At 57.2% G+C, this 15,161-nt stretch carries 20 protein-coding genes; 3 read left to right on the forward strand and 17 right to left on the reverse strand.

Annotated elements, in window-relative coordinates; translation table 11 throughout:
- Window positions 1-3 precede the first annotated feature (3 nt).
- The 10 genes from traA to traW form a co-directional block, all read right to left on the reverse strand.
- Window positions 4-357, reverse strand: coding sequence for a TraA family conjugative transfer protein (gene traA / locus L2Y54_RS10310; RefSeq protein WP_236501800.1), 354 nt, complete (start codon window positions 355-357; stop codon window positions 4-6).
- Between the two features lie 61 nt (window positions 358-418).
- Window positions 419-682 carry a hypothetical protein gene (locus tag L2Y54_RS10315; protein ID WP_236501802.1) on the reverse strand — a complete coding sequence of 88 codons (264 nt, stop codon included), beginning with the start codon at window positions 680-682 and terminating at the stop codon, window positions 419-421.
- Window positions 675-1,373: a lytic transglycosylase domain-containing protein gene (locus L2Y54_RS10320; protein WP_236501803.1), complete on the reverse strand. Its 699-nt coding sequence runs from the start codon at window positions 1,371-1,373 to the stop codon at window positions 675-677. The genes L2Y54_RS10315 and L2Y54_RS10320 overlap by 8 nt, the downstream gene beginning before the upstream one ends.
- A gap of 37 nt (window positions 1,374-1,410) precedes the next feature.
- On the reverse strand, window positions 1,411-1,959 hold the full coding sequence (locus L2Y54_RS10325) for a DsbA family protein (RefSeq protein WP_236501804.1): 549 nt from the start codon (window positions 1,957-1,959) through the stop codon (window positions 1,411-1,413).
- Window positions 1,956-2,435 carry a hypothetical protein gene (locus tag L2Y54_RS10330; RefSeq protein WP_236501805.1) on the reverse strand — a complete coding sequence of 160 codons (480 nt, stop codon included), beginning with the start codon at window positions 2,433-2,435 and terminating at the stop codon, window positions 1,956-1,958. Before L2Y54_RS10330 ends, L2Y54_RS10325 begins: the two co-directional genes overlap by 4 nt.
- On the reverse strand, window positions 2,432-4,027 hold the full coding sequence (locus L2Y54_RS10335; protein WP_236501806.1) for a conjugal transfer protein TraN: 1,596 nt from the start codon (window positions 4,025-4,027) through the stop codon (window positions 2,432-2,434). The genes L2Y54_RS10330 and L2Y54_RS10335 overlap by 4 nt, the downstream gene beginning before the upstream one ends.
- On the reverse strand, window positions 4,024-5,235 hold the full coding sequence (locus L2Y54_RS10340; RefSeq protein ID WP_236501807.1) for a hypothetical protein: 1,212 nt from the start codon (window positions 5,233-5,235) through the stop codon (window positions 4,024-4,026). Before L2Y54_RS10340 ends, L2Y54_RS10335 begins: the two co-directional genes overlap by 4 nt.
- On the reverse strand, window positions 5,232-5,903 hold the full coding sequence (gene trbC, locus L2Y54_RS10345; protein ID WP_236501808.1) for a type-F conjugative transfer system pilin assembly protein TrbC: 672 nt from the start codon (window positions 5,901-5,903) through the stop codon (window positions 5,232-5,234). Before trbC ends, L2Y54_RS10340 begins: the two co-directional genes overlap by 4 nt.
- Window position 5,904: 1 nt before the next feature.
- Window positions 5,905-6,906, reverse strand: a complete 1,002-nt coding sequence (gene traU, locus L2Y54_RS10350) for a conjugal transfer pilus assembly protein TraU (RefSeq protein ID WP_236501809.1) — start codon at window positions 6,904-6,906, stop codon at window positions 5,905-5,907.
- Entirely contained in the window at window positions 6,903-7,544 is a 642-nt protein-coding gene (traW, locus tag L2Y54_RS10355; RefSeq protein ID WP_236501810.1) for a type-F conjugative transfer system protein TraW, read from the reverse strand. Before traW ends, traU begins: the two co-directional genes overlap by 4 nt.
- A gap of 320 nt (window positions 7,545-7,864) precedes the next feature.
- Here traW and L2Y54_RS10360 point away from each other — a divergent pair, with 320 nt between their 5' ends.
- Window positions 7,865-8,344 (forward strand): excisionase family DNA-binding protein, encoded by a 480-nt coding sequence (locus L2Y54_RS10360; protein ID WP_236501812.1) that lies wholly within the window; start codon window positions 7,865-7,867, stop codon window positions 8,342-8,344.
- Window positions 8,344-8,922, forward strand: coding sequence for a PIN domain-containing protein (locus L2Y54_RS10365; protein ID WP_236501813.1), 579 nt, complete (start codon window positions 8,344-8,346; stop codon window positions 8,920-8,922). The genes L2Y54_RS10360 and L2Y54_RS10365 overlap by 1 nt, the downstream gene beginning before the upstream one ends.
- Before the next feature lie 162 nt (window positions 8,923-9,084).
- Here the strand turns inward: L2Y54_RS10365 and L2Y54_RS10370 are convergent, their stop codons facing one another.
- The 4 genes from L2Y54_RS10370 to L2Y54_RS10385 form a co-directional block, all read right to left on the reverse strand.
- Window positions 9,085-11,406 (reverse strand): DEAD/DEAH box helicase, encoded by a 2,322-nt coding sequence (locus L2Y54_RS10370; RefSeq protein ID WP_236501814.1) that lies wholly within the window; start codon window positions 11,404-11,406, stop codon window positions 9,085-9,087.
- 105 nt (window positions 11,407-11,511) lie between these two features.
- On the reverse strand, window positions 11,512-12,030 hold the full coding sequence (gene radC, locus L2Y54_RS10375) for a RadC family protein (protein ID WP_236501815.1): 519 nt from the start codon (window positions 12,028-12,030) through the stop codon (window positions 11,512-11,514).
- A gap of 78 nt (window positions 12,031-12,108) precedes the next feature.
- Complete coding sequence (locus L2Y54_RS10380; protein ID WP_236501816.1) at window positions 12,109-13,236, reverse strand: DUF6094 domain-containing protein; 1,128 nt, start codon at window positions 13,234-13,236, stop codon at window positions 12,109-12,111.
- A gap of 100 nt (window positions 13,237-13,336) precedes the next feature.
- Entirely contained in the window at window positions 13,337-13,537 is a 201-nt protein-coding gene (locus tag L2Y54_RS10385; protein WP_236501817.1) for a DUF2283 domain-containing protein, read from the reverse strand.
- Window positions 13,538-13,615: 78 nt separating this feature from the next.
- Between L2Y54_RS10385 and L2Y54_RS10390 the strand changes: the two genes are divergently transcribed.
- On the forward strand, window positions 13,616-13,825 hold the full coding sequence (locus L2Y54_RS10390; protein ID WP_236501818.1) for a hypothetical protein: 210 nt from the start codon (window positions 13,616-13,618) through the stop codon (window positions 13,823-13,825).
- A gap of 9 nt (window positions 13,826-13,834) precedes the next feature.
- On the opposite strand, the gene L2Y54_RS10395 is transcribed toward L2Y54_RS10390, so the two are convergent.
- Genes L2Y54_RS10395 through L2Y54_RS10405 form a run of 3 tightly spaced genes read right to left on the reverse strand, consistent with a single transcriptional unit; the run spans window position 13,835 to window position 15,149 of the window.
- Window positions 13,835-14,038, reverse strand: a complete 204-nt coding sequence (locus L2Y54_RS10395) for a hypothetical protein (protein WP_236501819.1) — start codon at window positions 14,036-14,038, stop codon at window positions 13,835-13,837.
- On the reverse strand, window positions 14,035-14,775 hold the full coding sequence (locus tag L2Y54_RS10400) for a DUF2786 domain-containing protein (RefSeq protein ID WP_236501821.1): 741 nt from the start codon (window positions 14,773-14,775) through the stop codon (window positions 14,035-14,037). The genes L2Y54_RS10395 and L2Y54_RS10400 overlap by 4 nt, the downstream gene beginning before the upstream one ends.
- On the reverse strand, window positions 14,775-15,149 hold the full coding sequence (locus L2Y54_RS10405; RefSeq protein WP_236501822.1) for a hypothetical protein: 375 nt from the start codon (window positions 15,147-15,149) through the stop codon (window positions 14,775-14,777). Before L2Y54_RS10405 ends, L2Y54_RS10400 begins: the two co-directional genes overlap by 1 nt.
- Between the last annotated feature and the right edge of the window lie 12 nt (window positions 15,150-15,161).

A 15,161-nucleotide genomic window follows, 5' to 3' on the forward strand; every position in this document is an offset into this window, starting at 1 on the left:
TGGTTATAGGGTGGCTGTCGCAATGCCTTCGAGGACGGCAGGGCCGAACGCGACAAACAGGGCAAACACGATACCGCCGATAGCGGCGATGGGGCTTTGCTTGGCGACACCCACGCCCAAACCCAGCAAGAAGGCAAACAACGCAATGGCCTTACCCAGATAGCCGGATGTCCAATCCTTGATCTTGTCGTAAATCGGCTTGAACTCCGTGGCGGTTGTCCCGGCATCCACGTTGAACGCCAACAGCAGTAGCAAGGCCACTGCGAAAACACCAATCACCAGCTTCTTGTTATCCATCAGCGTCAACACCAGTCGGGTTGAAACATCATCAAACGCCTGGATGGCTGTTTGTGTCATAGGTAAACTCCTGTTGTGTAAAAAGTAAAAACACCACCACACCGATACCCTCCGTGGCTGGCTAATAAGCGTGGTCACTTATTTCACCCTGCTTTCCGTATCCCATTTCCCATGCAGCCACCCCCGCTTTGGGGGTTGGTGCTGCACAGGGGTAGCCATTGCCGCAGGTCACGTATTGGCCATCGCAGCGCCGCTGTCCAATGCGCTGGTAGCCCGGCAAGTACCAGTCAGGCTGTGTCTGGGCAGGGGCAGCCGGTGGGCAAACGCTCAAGACCCCCAAACTCGGCACTATGGCATCCAAGCCCAGCTCCGCGACCTCAGTCAAAGACGCTCCAGACGATTTGTTCATCCTGGCTGCTGGCTGAAGTGACGTTTGCGGCTGGTGGGCGTTTGCGCCCATGAGCGGGGGCCGCTTGGGCAGATTGCACCCTTGCAACATCAATAGCCCCAGCATTGCCGCGCTGCTGAGCCAATGCCCGGAAAACCTTGTTTGCATAAATACGCCTCGCGTTATCTTTTTTGGGGGAGGTACCCGCCCCATACGCACCGATGCCTTGCCAGTTGTAGCCATAGCGGTCGATGCCCTGTTTCAGAATCCATGCCCCGACCTGGAGGTTGGTGCAGGCATCTAACAGTTCGCTTTTGCCAATGCCGTGTTGCGCCAGTTGCGGGAGCCACCAGTCATTGATCTGCATGAAACCGATGTCGAGCGAGCCGTTGGTATTGCGGGCAATCACCCGTGCGCGGTTACTGGATTCGACCTGTGCCACGGCCTTGAGCAAATCCACCGGCACGTCGTAACGGCTGGAGGCTTCTACCCAACACGGCTCATCAGCGGCAGACGCGATTCCGGCAGGCATCACGCCCAGTGCCAGTAACCAGACCAGCCGGGGGATGGCGGGGGAATATTTCAGGGGCATGATTTGCGTGTCCTCCAATAGGTGGCGGCGATGGCAACGGCACTCAACAGGATCAGGACAGGCAGCACTACGCCCATCACCACGTAGTCGTGCCAACGTAACCCTCGGTAGCCGAGGCACTGATACCAGTAGGTCATGCACCAAACTCCTCTTGGAGCATTTCCAGCGGGTCACGCTCAGGGAGACGCACCCGTTGCAGGTCAATGACCAGTGTGGGTGTGCCAGTGATCTGGAATTGCCGGGTGATACGCTCCGAACGCGCCAGCAGTTCCGCCACCGCAGCACCCTGCATGGTCTGGACAAACCGGGCAGGCGCAAGCCCCAGACTGTCTGCCACTGCCACCATGGTTTTTTCATTGGCGGCTTGCTGGTCGGCGTAAATGGCTTTGAAAAAAGCGGTGCGGTACGCCTCGCCCTTGCCCAATACCGCTGCCGCATAGCCTGCCGCCGCGAGCTTCAGGTCATCCGCGCTGGCAACGATATGCACCGGGTAATGCCTTACCGCCGGGTGGAGCGGCAACCAGATGCGCAGTTGCAAAGAGAGCTGGTAGCAATGCGGGCAGCCGAAGGAATACACCTCCAGAAATGAGCGCCCACCGGCAGCTTCCCTTGCCAGCCCCATCAACGGCAGGCTGGTCAGTCCGCCTGCCAACCCCAATAGAAACGTGCGCCGTGTCATCATGGCTTGTCCCCCCTGAGTTCAGTGACCGGTGGTTTCCAGTGTTTGTCTTGGGCTTCTTTGGCGTATTGTTGGTAATTGGTTGATGGCGGCAAACCGTCCGCGCACATGTCCAGTTCGGCGATGATGTAGAACGGCTTACAGGCTTGCTTGTCGCCGCTACAATCTTGGTAGGTCTTGCCCTTGAGCGGCACTAAATCTTGACCAATGCTGGCTTTGACCCGTGCGCATTTGCGCCCTTCGTTGGCGTCAGGTTCATAACGGCTGAGCACGTCAACGGTGAGCTTCAGTGGGTCGCCAGACAAGGTTTGCGTCTGCCAACCTTGTTCCATATCCTGTTCCGCCCGTCCTTCGGCGTGGTCGATGCCGTCCACGACTTGCATCAGGAAAAAGGCAGGTGTGTTGCGGTCATTTGCCGCTGCCACACCCGCAAGCGCTAGGAAGAGAGTGGTTAGGGTAAGTATTAGTATTTGTTTCATGGTTGGTAGTACCGCTTTACCTTGTCGCTGACGATGCTACCCTGCTTCTTGACCAGAGCATCCACTGTTCCAGCCGTCGGTATCTTGGCGTTTTTCATGATGTCGTCGATGAACTCTGCCAAGTCCATTGCCCCGAAATCCAGCCGCTGGAACTCGTCCGGGGTGAAGCCACCGCACGCAGGGGCTTGTCCACTGCCCCAGCTTTTGCCGATCTGCGGCCTGCCTTGTTCCTGGATAATCCGTGCCAGTCTGGAGTTGAAACAGCAATGGCTTTCCTTCCTTACCACGCAATAGCCCAACACCTTGGTGCTGCAATAGCTGCCCACGTAATGGCACAGGTTCGCCCCGCGTTTCATTTGCAAACTGGCTTCGTCTGCGGTGCAGGACAACAACTGCATCAGCAGGTAAATCCCCACTTGCAAGGCAAAGGAATACGGGTCAAAGCTGAAGGCAAACCCGGTCAAACCACCACCGCTGTAACTCACGGTAAGGCCGTAAAGGCTCATGGAGGCCGAGGGGGTTGGGTTCCATGCGCCGGTTCCCCACGCTTCAATCGCCTTGCTGCTCATCCAGTCATTGCCCTTGCTGAACATGAAGTCGTACATATAGCCGCTGGCTTTCTGGAAGCTGTAGTCCAGTACGGCCTTGCCGCCACTCAGCGCCGCACCCGCCAACACACTCTGGTTGGTTTTTGCGCCACCTTTGGCGGTACAGCAGTTTTTGAGGCCAGAGAGCTTGATCTCGCAGCGTTCGGCATTGCCCTTGAAAATCTGCAAGTCAGGGGTCAGGTAAGTGCCTGCTTCGCGGGCGGCTTCCAGCGTGACCACCGTTTTGGCAAAATCGGCATCCGGCGGGTGGCTGCTATCAAAACACTGCCCATTCAGACAAAAGCCGGTGTTGGAGCAATCTTCAGTGGTGGTGGTGCTGCCCGGTGTGGTGCAGCGGTAAGCCCTGTCCCACACCTGACAGGCACCTGTCGGGATGGTTTCCACACAGGATTGGGCGGTGTACTGGCAGCCTTTGGCGGTGAGGTCGGCACAACTGTTGAGGCGTTCCCCCAAACAGGTGTAGGTGTCTTCCCATGCCCAGCAGTCCTTGTAGATGACTTTGCCGTTAATGGTGCGGGTTGCCCCCGGCTCGGTGCAGCGGTGTTCTGCCAAGGTGCAGGTGCTGTTGGCTTTTTCGTCCTGACACTGTGATTCGTCCAGTCGGTCTTCCGTGATGGTGTAGGCATCGTTCAGGTACACCACCCCCGTGGGGGTCGGGCTTACCTTGTCACTGCAACGGTAGTGTTTTTGGTATTTGACACACGCCCCGGAAAAGTCCCGTTCTAGGCAGGTGCTGCTGGTTTCCTTGCAACCTTGCGTGACCAACGCGGCGCAGTAGTTCAGGGATTTGGTTTCGTAGCAGTCGTAGGTATTTTTGTAATCCCAGCACGCACGGGTCACAGGCACGCCGTTGATGGTTTTAGTACCGGTATCCACGCAGGTGCTGGAGACCAGCTTGCATTGGGCTGCCAATGCGGTTTGCACCATCAGCAGGTGAATGAGGGCAAACAGGATAGTGAAAGCTTTAGTGGAGATTTTGCTCATGGGGCATACCCCGTGCAGCCATCAACCCAGCTATCGCTACAAACCGGCGGGCAATATTGGCGCGTCACCATACGGATGGCAGACTCTCCCCGCCCCGCTACTACCGTCCGCATCCAGAGCGTGTTATTGCCTTCACGCAGGTAGGGCTTGATATTGATGTCCAGCGCCTTGTCCCAGGAGGTGCGTAACTCTGGATTGCCTGAATCGTTGGCAGTGTAATACACCCGTGGGCTGTACCAGAGGCACTCACCGTTATCATCCAAGCCTGCACACTCGTTCCGATACTCCAGCCGATCACCACCGTAGGGGCCAACATACACGCTGATGCCATTGACCTGAACCCACAACCAGTCATCAAACCAAGCATGGTCAATCTTGAACAGCGACACATCCGCCAGTTTGCTGATGTTGAAGCTGCTGGAACGGTCATAAACCCCATTGCCCCAGTAGTTGTCACCGACAGTCCCCAAGGTGAGGATAGTATTGCCACCCGCTATGCTGCTGACCCACTGCATGTCACCGGACACTGAACCAAGCTGCACCCCACTGGCGGCACAGCCATCGCTTTGCGTCTGGCACGTTACCGTCAGCTTTTTGTGGCACTCGCGCTGCACTTTCTGTGCGCTGGTAACGTCACACTGGTAGTTCACATCCTTGTCTACCTTGACTACCCGCCCAATGGCACAACGCTTGTCCTCGGTCTTGAGCCATTCTTCACAATGTTCCACCGATTCCAGATCAGGGCTGGTGGTCACGACCTTGGTGCAACCGCCTGTGCCGTTACCACTGCCCAGCCCCGTCAAGCCGTCGCGGGTATCTTTCGTGACACCCTTGGACAGGTTGAACAGGGCATCGTTTTTTTCCAGGGGATATTGCGGCCTGCCATCACTGAGGAAATTGATGGCGTCACATTCCTTGCCCGCAAACCCGGCGGTATCCGCTGTCGTGCAACCGGCCTGTTTGCCCAGGCCATTACCCGACAAGTCCTGCTTGCCATCACCGTACAACCCAGCCTGTTGCGGGTTGGTGGTATAGCCCGGCACGGCACTCGCCGCATTGCCTGCATGGATGGTTCCGGTAGCCGCCGCGCCACCAGCGGCGACAGCACGGCCTTGCTGGAACGCCTCCGTGATGCTGTCGCCCCAGACCACACCGCTGGCAAGCAAACAACACAGAGTTGGCAATAAGTACCCGACCGGCTTGTTCATGGCTTGCCCCCCAACGCCTGCAAGTAACGGCCTGCCGTTGCTGCAAAGCTTGGGTTTTCACCCAGCTTGCGCAGGGCGTATTCCAAGGTCACATCCCCACGCACCGCCACGTAATCTGTCCCCGGCTCACAGGTGCTGTCGTCCTTGGCGGGTGATTTGGCGATGACAAAACTCGGCACATCCTGCACCCCATAAGCACGGAACACGTTGGGATTGACCTGAAACGTGGCATCAGCACCCGGCTCCACCACCGCTTGAATGGCTTTAGCGGTCTTGTCCAGCGAATCCTCCACCAGCCCGCGCAATACCAGTACCGCACCAGCCTTATCAGCCTGCTGGGCCAGATTTTGCAACGCTTCTTTCGGCATGGAAAACGACACCAGCACCAGCAGTTCCGCTTGCTGCAAGGCCGGGAATTGGGGGGCTTCCACTTGGGAAAACAGCTTGTCCAATACACCGGACTGGGGTGTTGCCAGCGGCATAGCCTTGAGGATGCGGGTATGGTTTGCTACGGCATCAGTGTGTAATTCAGGGGAGGCCAGTACTGTCGTGGCTTTGGCAGCAGCGGCATCCACTTGGGCAGGCGTGGGCATGGATAGCGTTTCTGCCCCCACTGGGTTGGAGTGGGCAATGGCTATCAAGAGTGCACTCTGGATCAGTCTTCTCATATCAGAACCCCAACGCCCCTTGGCAGCAGTTACGTTTCCTGAATACCAAGTAGGAAAAGTCTTCGCCCTTGTACGGAAACTCTTTGCCAGCCCCCCACACGGTGGTGGTACGCCCATACGGCTGGCAGCACTTGCCCGCGATTTTTTGGGTTTGCGGCACAGGGAACAGCATCTGGTATTTGTAGTCACTTTTGCCCATCTGAAGCTTGGGGTAGTAACCGCACAAGCCCTCACTGCCACTGGCGGACCAGATCAGCCCTTGGCGGTGCATCTTCGCGGTCAGGCGTTGCAGCAACAGGCTGGATGCCTGCACCCCACCGATATGGTGCTGTACATGCCCATTGAGCGGGTAAAGTGACCCTTGGCAACCGGCACACCAGAACAGCGTGTCGTTGGGGAAACCGGCAGACGCGGTGACGCAATCGGCAGCACACGCGGCTTGCGCAGGCAGGTTGGCAAACAGGGTCACGTCAGGATTAATGAGGTAAGTCAGCTCATCATCTGCCCAGATCGGGTCAAGCTCAGTCAGGTAAGCAATGTCGAACGGGGACTTGTCGAGGCAGGCATTGTCCAGTAGCACTTCCAGCCAATACAGGATCGGGTTCACGTACCAATGGGCTTGGTAAAAACTGTGCGCTGTGCCGGAATCATCCCCGCGTTTGCGTCCGGCTTCAGGCGCATCAAAGCCGGGGTCAAGGTCAATCCCGCCCAAAGAACTCAGGCAGAATGGCTTGCGCACAATGTCCACTTGGCGCACGGGTTCCCAAAAACCGACCTTGATGCCGATTTTGGTTTTGCAGTTACACAATGCCCCACCGGGGTTGCTGGTGTCTTCCTGATCCAGGCTCATGATCTTCGTCCCGCCAATGGTGAGCGGGAAAATGCACGACCAGCAGATGTCGGTGATGGGGTTGGCAAACTTGCCCTCACAGGTTGGCTCAACGGCACTGGCGGGCTGACTCAGCAGGAGTAATGCGCACACGAGGGTGAGGAGGATTTTCATTCGGCGGCCTCCGCTGAGAGGGCAACCGTGTCAATACGCAATACCGTCGCGGCGGGTGACTCTTGGTAGACCAAGGCCGGTACGTGCGTGATCTGGAACTTACCGGTCAGGTTGCCGCCTTGGTCGTAAAATACCGGACGCTGCCATTGGCGCATCAGTGCCATATAGGAACCGGCAACCAGAATGACTTTGACGGGTTTTTTGCTGGTCTTGTAGTAGTGGTCGGCGTAGCGGACTTGCTGCTTGTCCCGCGCATCAATGAACAGCAGGACTTTGCTCAAGCCCATGTAGTCCAGTGGGTTGGCTTGCGTACCGGCTTTCACCACGATGTTACCGTCAGCATCACGGATGTCTTGCGCGGCAGCCACTGAAGGATCGTAGTAGCGAGTGTCGGGTTTGCTGGCGCGGGTAATGCCTGCTATCGGGGTCGGATTTTCGATACCATGCCGTGCCTTATCCTGCATGGCGGTTTGCATGGCTGCCAGTTCACCGGAATTCTGCTTGGCTTGTAGCCGTTCGCGGATAACCTCCAGAAAATCGCGTTCGGTAATCGGGTAAGTTTTGCCTATGGCAGCATCCAGCCCCGCGTGTAGCGGCACGGCAGACAACAGCAAGCCCAGCAAACTTGCTGCGCTCAAAAGCTGTAGGTGTCTCGCGCTGAAAATCGCCATTGGTTTTATTATTGTCCTAGCCTGTTTGCCAAACCGGATGCTTCCCCGTAAGGACATCCGTCTTCCGGGCATCCCCCGATGCCGGGATGGAGTATGGCAAAACAGGGTAGGGCAACCCAGTTTGGGCGCACCGGGGCAAGGCGGGTAAAGCGTAAAAAGTTGACGTTGGCGTGTAGATTGTGATGGGGAGTCAAGCTTGATGCAGACACATCCTGTAGGGCTATGATGCTTATTGTCGTTTCGTTCATTTCGTTTCTGTAAGCTATCCTCTATACTTAAGCAGAGAAATGCGAAGAGAACAACCCAAGGAGTTTGCAGCCATGTCTGCCTTAATCAGCTACCAAATCCCAACCTCGGAGGATGCCCGGCTGGCGGTGGAAAGCAGCCGTTTGCTGGCTACTTGTATCGGCAAGGGGGAAAGTGCCTGCTTGCGGCTGCGCGAGGGGGATGAAATATTACAAGTCCCGGTCAAAGCCATCCGTCTACTGGTGGACATTCTGGAAGCCATGGCGCGAGGGGATGCGGTGTCCCTTATCCCGATCCACAAGGAACTGACGACCCAGGAAGCCGCCAATCTCCTCAACGTGTCACGCCCCTATCTGGTGAAACTGCTGGAAAAGGGGGACATTCCTTTCCACAAGAACGGCGTGCGCCGCAAGGTGCTGTTCAAGGATCTGATGGAATACAAACAGCAACGTGACCAGAGCACTAGGGAGCTGTTGGATGACCTGACTGCCGAGGCGCAGGAACTGGATATGGGGTACTGATGTTTTCAGGCACAAACTTTACCGCCTTGTACGACGCTTGTGTCCTGTATCCTGCCCCGCTACGTGATTTGCTGGTTAGACTGGCGCATACAGGGACGTTCCGGGCGCGTTGGACACAACAAATTCATGAGGAATGGATACGCAATGCTTTGCGCAACAATCCCCGCCTGACCCGTGAACGGCTTGAAGCCACTGCCAGCAAAATGAATGACGCCATCATGGATTCATTGGTGTCAGACTACGCGCCGCTCATTGCAGGGTTGGAACTGCCGGATACGAATGACAGGCATGTACTGGCGGCGGCCATCAAAGGGCAGGCGGAGGTCATTGTCACCTTTAACCTGAAAGACTTCCCGGATCGCTGCCTGCATCCATTCAATATCTGGGCGCAGCACCCTGATGAGTTCATCAGCCACCTAATAGACCTGTCACCTGCCACGGTATTGCTGGCGGCAAGGCAACAACGGGCTGCATTGAAAAATCCACCACGCACCGTCGATGAGTTTCTGGATACGCTGCTCCGCCAACAGTTGCCCCGTACAGTCGCTTTCCTGAAAGAGCGTAAGGATTTGATTTGAGGTTGACGGGCTACCATCAGCTTCACATTTTGTTGGTATCGGTATCTTGGTCAGTTGCAGATGTTTGCTTCATCTTTGGAAATGCAGTGGACTGAAATAAAAAACCCCGCACGCGGCGGGGTCAGTCTTGATGGATTTAATGGTCAGTGCAGCAACCTCCTGTCACACCTTCTCCAACATCCGTTTAGCCAATGCCACCTCCACCGAATCACCATTCGGGTTCAGCACATCCAGCCCGGTATCCGGCATGTCACCGCTGGTGCTTTGACTGATAGCAATCTTCTCCGCCATCAGCGCCAAACACGCGGTTTGTGCCGTATCTGCATAGCCGAGGAAAAACACCTCCACATCCAGCCGTTGCCCAATCCGCCAGGAGCGGCGAGCCGCCTGCTGGAGGGTGTAAACATTGAAGCCAGTCTGCATGAACACGATGCTGGGGAATTCCAGCAAATCCAGGCCAGTTTTCACCAGTTCCGGGTTACAGATCAGCACGTCGATACCCCGGTCAACCCGGTCGAGTATCCAGTCCTCGCGCTGTTCCGTGGAGACCGTGGAACGCAACACGTCGGTACGCAAACCCGCACTGCTGAGCATCTGCTTGAGGCGTTGCGAGGTGTCCTGTGTGCCGGTGTAGGTGGTGTACACCAGCACCCGCCGTCCTTTGGCCTGTTCCGCCTTGCACACTTCCAGCAACCTGTACTCCTTCGGGGTCAGTTCGCCGTCGGCATACAGGGCGGGCACGGCTGCCAAGGTGTCACGGGTGCGGGGATGCCGCACCGCTTCTGCCCGGAAACAGGTTTCCGGCCAGCGCAGCAGGGCATTCAGCACCACCCCCAGCAGGGTAGTGTCACCTTTCGCCAGCGCCTTTTTCATCACTGCCGTCAGTTCAGCCGACAGGGTGTTATAGGCATCGCGCTGTTCGCCGTCCATCGCCACTTCTACGTAATGCTCCCGGTAAGGCGGCAATACGTTCTGGTCGATGTCCCGCAGTTTGAGGAACACCGTGTAGGGCAGGACGTAACGGCAAATGCCCATTGGCCCAAAACCGGGTGCTTTGGCGGTACGCTGCGAGGTTTTCTGCCCACGTGCAGTCTTGTGGCTACCCCCCGACGTGGTTTTGAACACATCCTTGAGGATGCCATGATCACGCATGAAGGCCATCACCGAACTGCCCAAAGAGCGGTGTTTGTAACGGTAGCCGTCCTCGATCATGCGGCGCGGGTTGGCACGCCACAGCAGGTAAAACAGGTCATCGGCATAGCCGCCCATCAATGTTCCGGTCAGCAGCAACACTTTACGGGCTTTGGCAGCCAGTACCCCGAATGCTTGTCCCTGTGCCGAATCAGCGTTCTTGTACTCGTGTGCCTCATCGACCACCAGCAGCCCAAAGTAACCATCCGGCAGTTGTCGTTTGATGAACTCGGTTGGCTGGTAGCCGCCTTGCCCCAACGAGAACTCGGCCTTGCTGAGTGCGCGTTCCATGCGCTCGGCCTGCCGGTCGTTGAACACCAGATTACCGCTGTCATCCATCAAATTGGTGAACTCGTGGATATTGTCAGCCAGCATTTCCCCCAGCATGTCTTCACCAAAGGTGTCGAGCAGCCGGTCGGCAGTTTTCTCACCAATGGTGGGCAATTGCTTGAGTGCATCCGCCACCAACTTGCGCTTGTCCTTCAAGGCTTCCTTGCGTACCAGCGTCCACAGTTGTTCACCACAGACCTTGAGTGCTTTGCCGTCCGCATCCAGATGCACGTGTTGGCAAGCCAGCCGCTGTTCCGGCAGGTGTTGAGTGTTACGGAACGGGTAGCCGTCTGCATTGCGGTATACCGTGCCGCAGCGGGGGCAGGCCAGCACCTCGTGGGAATAGGTTTCCCTGCTGTCCTCATGCCTGCCCCGCAAACGGGTGGTGGCGAAGGCGTGTTGCCATTCGTAGCCCATGCGCATCCGTACCCGTCCGAGCACGAAAAACTCCGGCACATCACGGGTTTCCCCGGCCTTTACCCATTGGCGCAGTTGCAGCAGGCGTGCCAGCGTATCTGCCCCGTTCAACACCCACACACGGGCATTCGGGACGGTTTCTTTGATCTCGCGCCGCCACTTGTAGACCAGATGCGGCGGGGAAATGACCAAGGTGCGCGGGTAGCCTTCCGTCTGTGCCACTGCTGCGGTGCAGATAGCGATTTGGGTTTTGCCCACGCCCATCTCGCCGTTCATGACCGCTGCCTTTTCGGCATGGTCGAACAGCAAGGCGGCGAGTGCCTGCACCGCTTCGCGCTGGGCAGGGAAGGGCGCACGCAGCAACCCATCCATCACCGCATCCCGTAGCGGGCAGGTGTCTTCCGGGTGGAACACCGGCGGGTTTTGCTGGTCAACGGCAGCCCGCAGGGCGGTGCCGAAGTCCTTGACGAATTCCGCCAGGGCAATGACGCGGGCGGGTTGGGTAGCCAGCGGGGTGCTGGCATGAGTATTGGCAATCGTAGTCATGGTGTTTCTCCTGGTTTGGGTCGTAACGTCGGGGGAAACACTTCCCCAGCGGGATGGTTTCATCCCGGCAGGGTTGGTTAACGTTCGTGGGAGTGGTGGATGGGCTTACAGCAGCCCGCGTTCAGCAAATGAGAGGATGCTGTCGCTCCCGACCACAAAATGGTCGAGTACCCGCACGTCAATCAGGTGCAAGGCATCCTTGAGTTTCTGGGTAATGCGTTCATCCGCCTGGCTGGGTTCGACCACGCCAGAGGGATGGTTGTGGACGAACACCACCGCTGCCGCGTTGTGCCGCAGGCAATCCCTGACCACTTCACGCGGGTGGACTGATGCGCCGTCAATCGTGCCAAAGAACAGCTCTTCGGCAGCAATCAGGCGGTGGCGGTTGTCGAGGAACAGGCAGCCGAACACTTCCGCCTTGCGGTTGCCCAGCCAGTTGCACAAGTAGTGGCGCACCACATCCGGGTCGGTCAGGCACAAGCCTTCGCGGCTGCTTAGCGCTTGCAGGGCAATGCCACTGGCGGCTTCAAGGATTTCATCGGCAGTGAATTCGCCGTGGATGCGGTATTTGCCGGAATCCTCCAGCACAAACTGGGTCATCCGGGGTGTCAGGATCATGGTCATGGGGTTTCTCCAGTAACACCGGGGAAACGCAATCCCGGCGGGAGTGGTTGCTCCCGGCAGGGTGAGGAATAAAACAGGTTAGCGGATGGTCAGCACATCCCCGTAGGTACGGCTGGCAGGGGTAAAGTCGAGGGCGCGGATTACCGGCACGAACACATCCGTGTCGATACGCTCCTCGGTGGTCGAGCCGTCAATGTTTTCATGCAGGCGGGTTTCAGTCCTTTTTTCCTTGTGGGTGCTGCCCTTGATCAGGTACACACGCCCATCATCGGCACGCACCACGCCACCCACTTGCCCGGCAGCCAGTGCCAGTGCGGTATGCCATTCGGTCATTTGCCGCAGCGGACGGCGGTTGGTTTGTGCAGCGGCTTGCCGGAACAGGCTGGTGAATTGCTGTTGCAAGGTTCCGCTATGCACGGCAATCTCCTGTTGCAGTTGTGCTGCATCCAGGTTGGCGGACACAAAGCGGAACTGCTTGCGACCTTCCACGAAAGCCGGGACGGCATACGGCGCATCTGTCCACACCTCCGGCAGTTCGTCCGGGACAACATCACCCACCCCAATCGCCAGCAATTGCTTGCGTAGCGTGGCATCCAGGTTGCCAGTGGATTTTTGCTTGATGCCGAACAGCACCACTTGTTTGAACTGCTCAGTGGTGGCACGGAATACCTTCACCTCCCGGAAGTGGCTGGCAATCCAGCCCGCCAACTGCTTGTCGAACGAAGTTGATGGCACAACCAACACCAGTACTCCGCCGACCTGTAACAGGCCGTGGCTACGCTGGTAAAAGTGCTTTTCCAGCCGTGGGCGGCTTTCCTGAAACAGGCTAGGCGCATGATGGCTTTCGTGGTTTTTCAGCATGTCGCCATACGGCGGGTTCAGCCACAACAGGCCAAAGGAACCGTAGGACAGCATGCAACTGTTGAAATCGCCGTGGATGCAGTGATCCAGCACGGTTTTGGCGTGCCAGGCGCGTTCCGCGTCGTATTCAATGCCGAAAGCCAGGCAGCGTTCCTGACCAAGGTGATGTTTACATTCTGCCAGCGCCACCCCTTCACCCGCGCACGGGTCAAGGATGCGGAGCTGGCCTTCGTCAGTCGCCTCCAGCGCCGAGAGGGTGCGGGCAAGGGTGGTTTCATCGGTCGGGTAGTAGCCGTTCTTGGCAAAATTGCGTGCCACACGCGGAAAGACAAGGGCTTTGGACATGATGTGTTTCTCCTCATCAACGTAACAGTCAGTACGCCGGGATAACACACCCCCAGCGGGAAAATGTTTCCCGGCAGGGTTAAAATGGAAAGGTTAGCGGTTAGGCTGCCTGTTTCTCCTGAAACTGGGCCGCAGGATAAAGGCCAATCTTTTTGGCATCCAATATGACAATCTCAGCCACTTCACCACTGGCGGTGTAGCTGGTATTGATGTTCCAGCCTTGCGAGACTTCGCGGACAACCGGTTCATCACTGAAATGGAGTACGAGAATGTCGTCTTCAGGGTAATAAGTTGAATTCATTCTTCCAACTCCCAATGGATTAGGTGAATAAAAATCACTGGAGGTCACTGCCCCAGTAGGATTAGAAGTAAAAAATCCGTGAAGTCCCCTTGCGGGTGGCCACCAACCCAACCCGAAGGTCAGGCCGCATCCAGCAATGGCACAGGATGCTTCAAGGATTTGCTGCCAGCACAAGCCAGCAGCCAAGGGCGCGTTGAGGGTGCAACGCCACACAGGGAAACCTTGCCAGCCGATACTACCCATGACAGTCATCGGCAGGCAAGGCCACCACACCCGGAGGTGTGGTAATGCCCAATTTTAACCTGATTTGGATGGTTCCCAAGGCTTTACTGCCAAGCCACTCATGCGCCGCTCGATTTCGGCAAGGGCTTGTTCCTGGTCAGCTTCTGGCAGGTCTTTACCCATCAGGTTGAGGATATGCCCGGTGGCGGTGCGCGGTTCATGCCCAGCCTGGCACAGCATTTGCGCCAGTTTCACCAAGCTCAGGGTGTCGGCGTTCATGCTGCCACCCCTTGCCTATTGCCCGCCAGTAGGTGTTGTCCGGCAGATTCACCATTCACACCGTGATGCAGGCTCACGCGGGAACCCGCCTCCAGACCGGCTTGTACCCCGTCGGGGTCAAGGCCGTTATGTTGTCGGGTTTTGCGTGCGCCCAGTTTGCCGTACTGGTTTCTTGCCCAGTCATCCAGGTCTGGGTCGGGCTGATGCCCGGCAAAATGGCGGACTGTTTCAGCTACCCGCGCTAACCAGCCTGCGCAGAAAGCGGTGGTGGCTTTGCGGGCATCGTCAGCCGCCCATTTTTTCCTGCGCTGGTCATGCGGTTCCCGTAAATCCCAACCGGGGTCAGTTAGGCTGGCCAACAACTGCTCATGGAACGCGGCACGCTCCATTTCCAAACGTCGCCACAGGATGGCATAGGTGTAGGCTGCCAGTTCCGGGTAGTGGCCTTTGCCAATAAACTCAAAAAAGGTTATGCCCTCTTTGCTGCGGATGAGTGGCTTGCAGGCAAAAGCATCGCCAATGATGGCGACCAGTTTGGCTGCCCTGTCTTTGGCTGGTGGGATTTTGCCGGTTTGTACCGCTTTCACCTCCGCCAGTTTAACGTGTGCTTCAGTAATGCCGTGCTTGTCCATCAGCTTTTTTGCTTGGCGCAATGCGGCTGCGGCTTCGCCGGGGTTATCCGATGCCGTGAGTGCCAGACACTTCTTGATCTTGTTGAGGATGTGGTTGGCTTGCATCACGCAACCTCCGGTGTCAGTTCATACTTCACGAAGGTGTCGTGATACTTCGCTGCCAGCACCAAATAGAAGGCAAAGCGTTCCGCGCTGTGGCGGACGAAGCGGTAACAGTGGAACTGTGGGCAGTCGTCGTAATCACAGGGGTCGGTTTCCAGCCCATCAGCATCGAGGAAGCTATCCTGTGCATGGAGCCGCAGGTCAATGCTTATCATGGTTGCCGGGAGTGCCATCAGCATGGCGTGGGTAGCCTCCCAATCGGCTTGGGTCATGGTCACTTGCACGCTTGCCGGGTAGGTCATGTTGTCGGCAAATTCACCCGTGGCATGGGCAGCCAGGGTACGGAAGGTGAGGGTTTCAAGGGTTGTAGTGGTCATGGTGGTTCTCCA

Origin of the sequence: Thiothrix winogradskyi (assembly GCF_021650935.1) — a bacterium.
GTDB lineage: Bacteria > Pseudomonadota > Gammaproteobacteria > Thiotrichales > Thiotrichaceae > Thiothrix > Thiothrix winogradskyi.

Coding starts and splice junctions, on each gene's coding strand:
- L2Y54_RS10385 (WP_236501817.1), bottom strand. CDS start 13,537: ATGAATTCAACTTATTACCCTGAAGACGACATTCTCGTACTCCATTTC.
- L2Y54_RS10325 (WP_236501804.1), bottom strand. CDS start 1,959: ATGATGACACGGCGCACGTTTCTATTGGGGTTGGCAGGCGGACTGACC.
- L2Y54_RS10365 (WP_236501813.1), top strand. CDS start 8,344: ATGTTTTCAGGCACAAACTTTACCGCCTTGTACGACGCTTGTGTCCTG.
- radC (WP_236501815.1), bottom strand. CDS start 12,030: ATGACCATGATCCTGACACCCCGGATGACCCAGTTTGTGCTGGAGGAT.
- trbC (WP_236501808.1), bottom strand. CDS start 5,903: ATGAGAAGACTGATCCAGAGTGCACTCTTGATAGCCATTGCCCACTCC.
- L2Y54_RS10370 (WP_236501814.1), bottom strand. CDS start 11,406: ATGACTACGATTGCCAATACTCATGCCAGCACCCCGCTGGCTACCCAA.
- L2Y54_RS10340 (WP_236501807.1), bottom strand. CDS start 5,235: ATGAACAAGCCGGTCGGGTACTTATTGCCAACTCTGTGTTGTTTGCTT.
- L2Y54_RS10400 (WP_236501821.1), bottom strand. CDS start 14,775: ATGCAAGCCAACCACATCCTCAACAAGATCAAGAAGTGTCTGGCACTC.
- traA (WP_236501800.1), bottom strand. CDS start 357: ATGACACAAACAGCCATCCAGGCGTTTGATGATGTTTCAACCCGACTG.
- L2Y54_RS10395 (WP_236501819.1), bottom strand. CDS start 14,038: ATGAACGCCGACACCCTGAGCTTGGTGAAACTGGCGCAAATGCTGTGC.
- L2Y54_RS10330 (WP_236501805.1), bottom strand. CDS start 2,435: ATGAAACAAATACTAATACTTACCCTAACCACTCTCTTCCTAGCGCTT.
- L2Y54_RS10335 (WP_236501806.1), bottom strand. CDS start 4,027: ATGAGCAAAATCTCCACTAAAGCTTTCACTATCCTGTTTGCCCTCATT.
- traU (WP_236501809.1), bottom strand. CDS start 6,906: ATGAAAATCCTCCTCACCCTCGTGTGCGCATTACTCCTGCTGAGTCAG.
- L2Y54_RS10380 (WP_236501816.1), bottom strand. CDS start 13,236: ATGTCCAAAGCCCTTGTCTTTCCGCGTGTGGCACGCAATTTTGCCAAG.
- L2Y54_RS10360 (WP_236501812.1), top strand. CDS start 7,865: ATGCGAAGAGAACAACCCAAGGAGTTTGCAGCCATGTCTGCCTTAATC.
- L2Y54_RS10405 (WP_236501822.1), bottom strand. CDS start 15,149: ATGACCACTACAACCCTTGAAACCCTCACCTTCCGTACCCTGGCTGCC.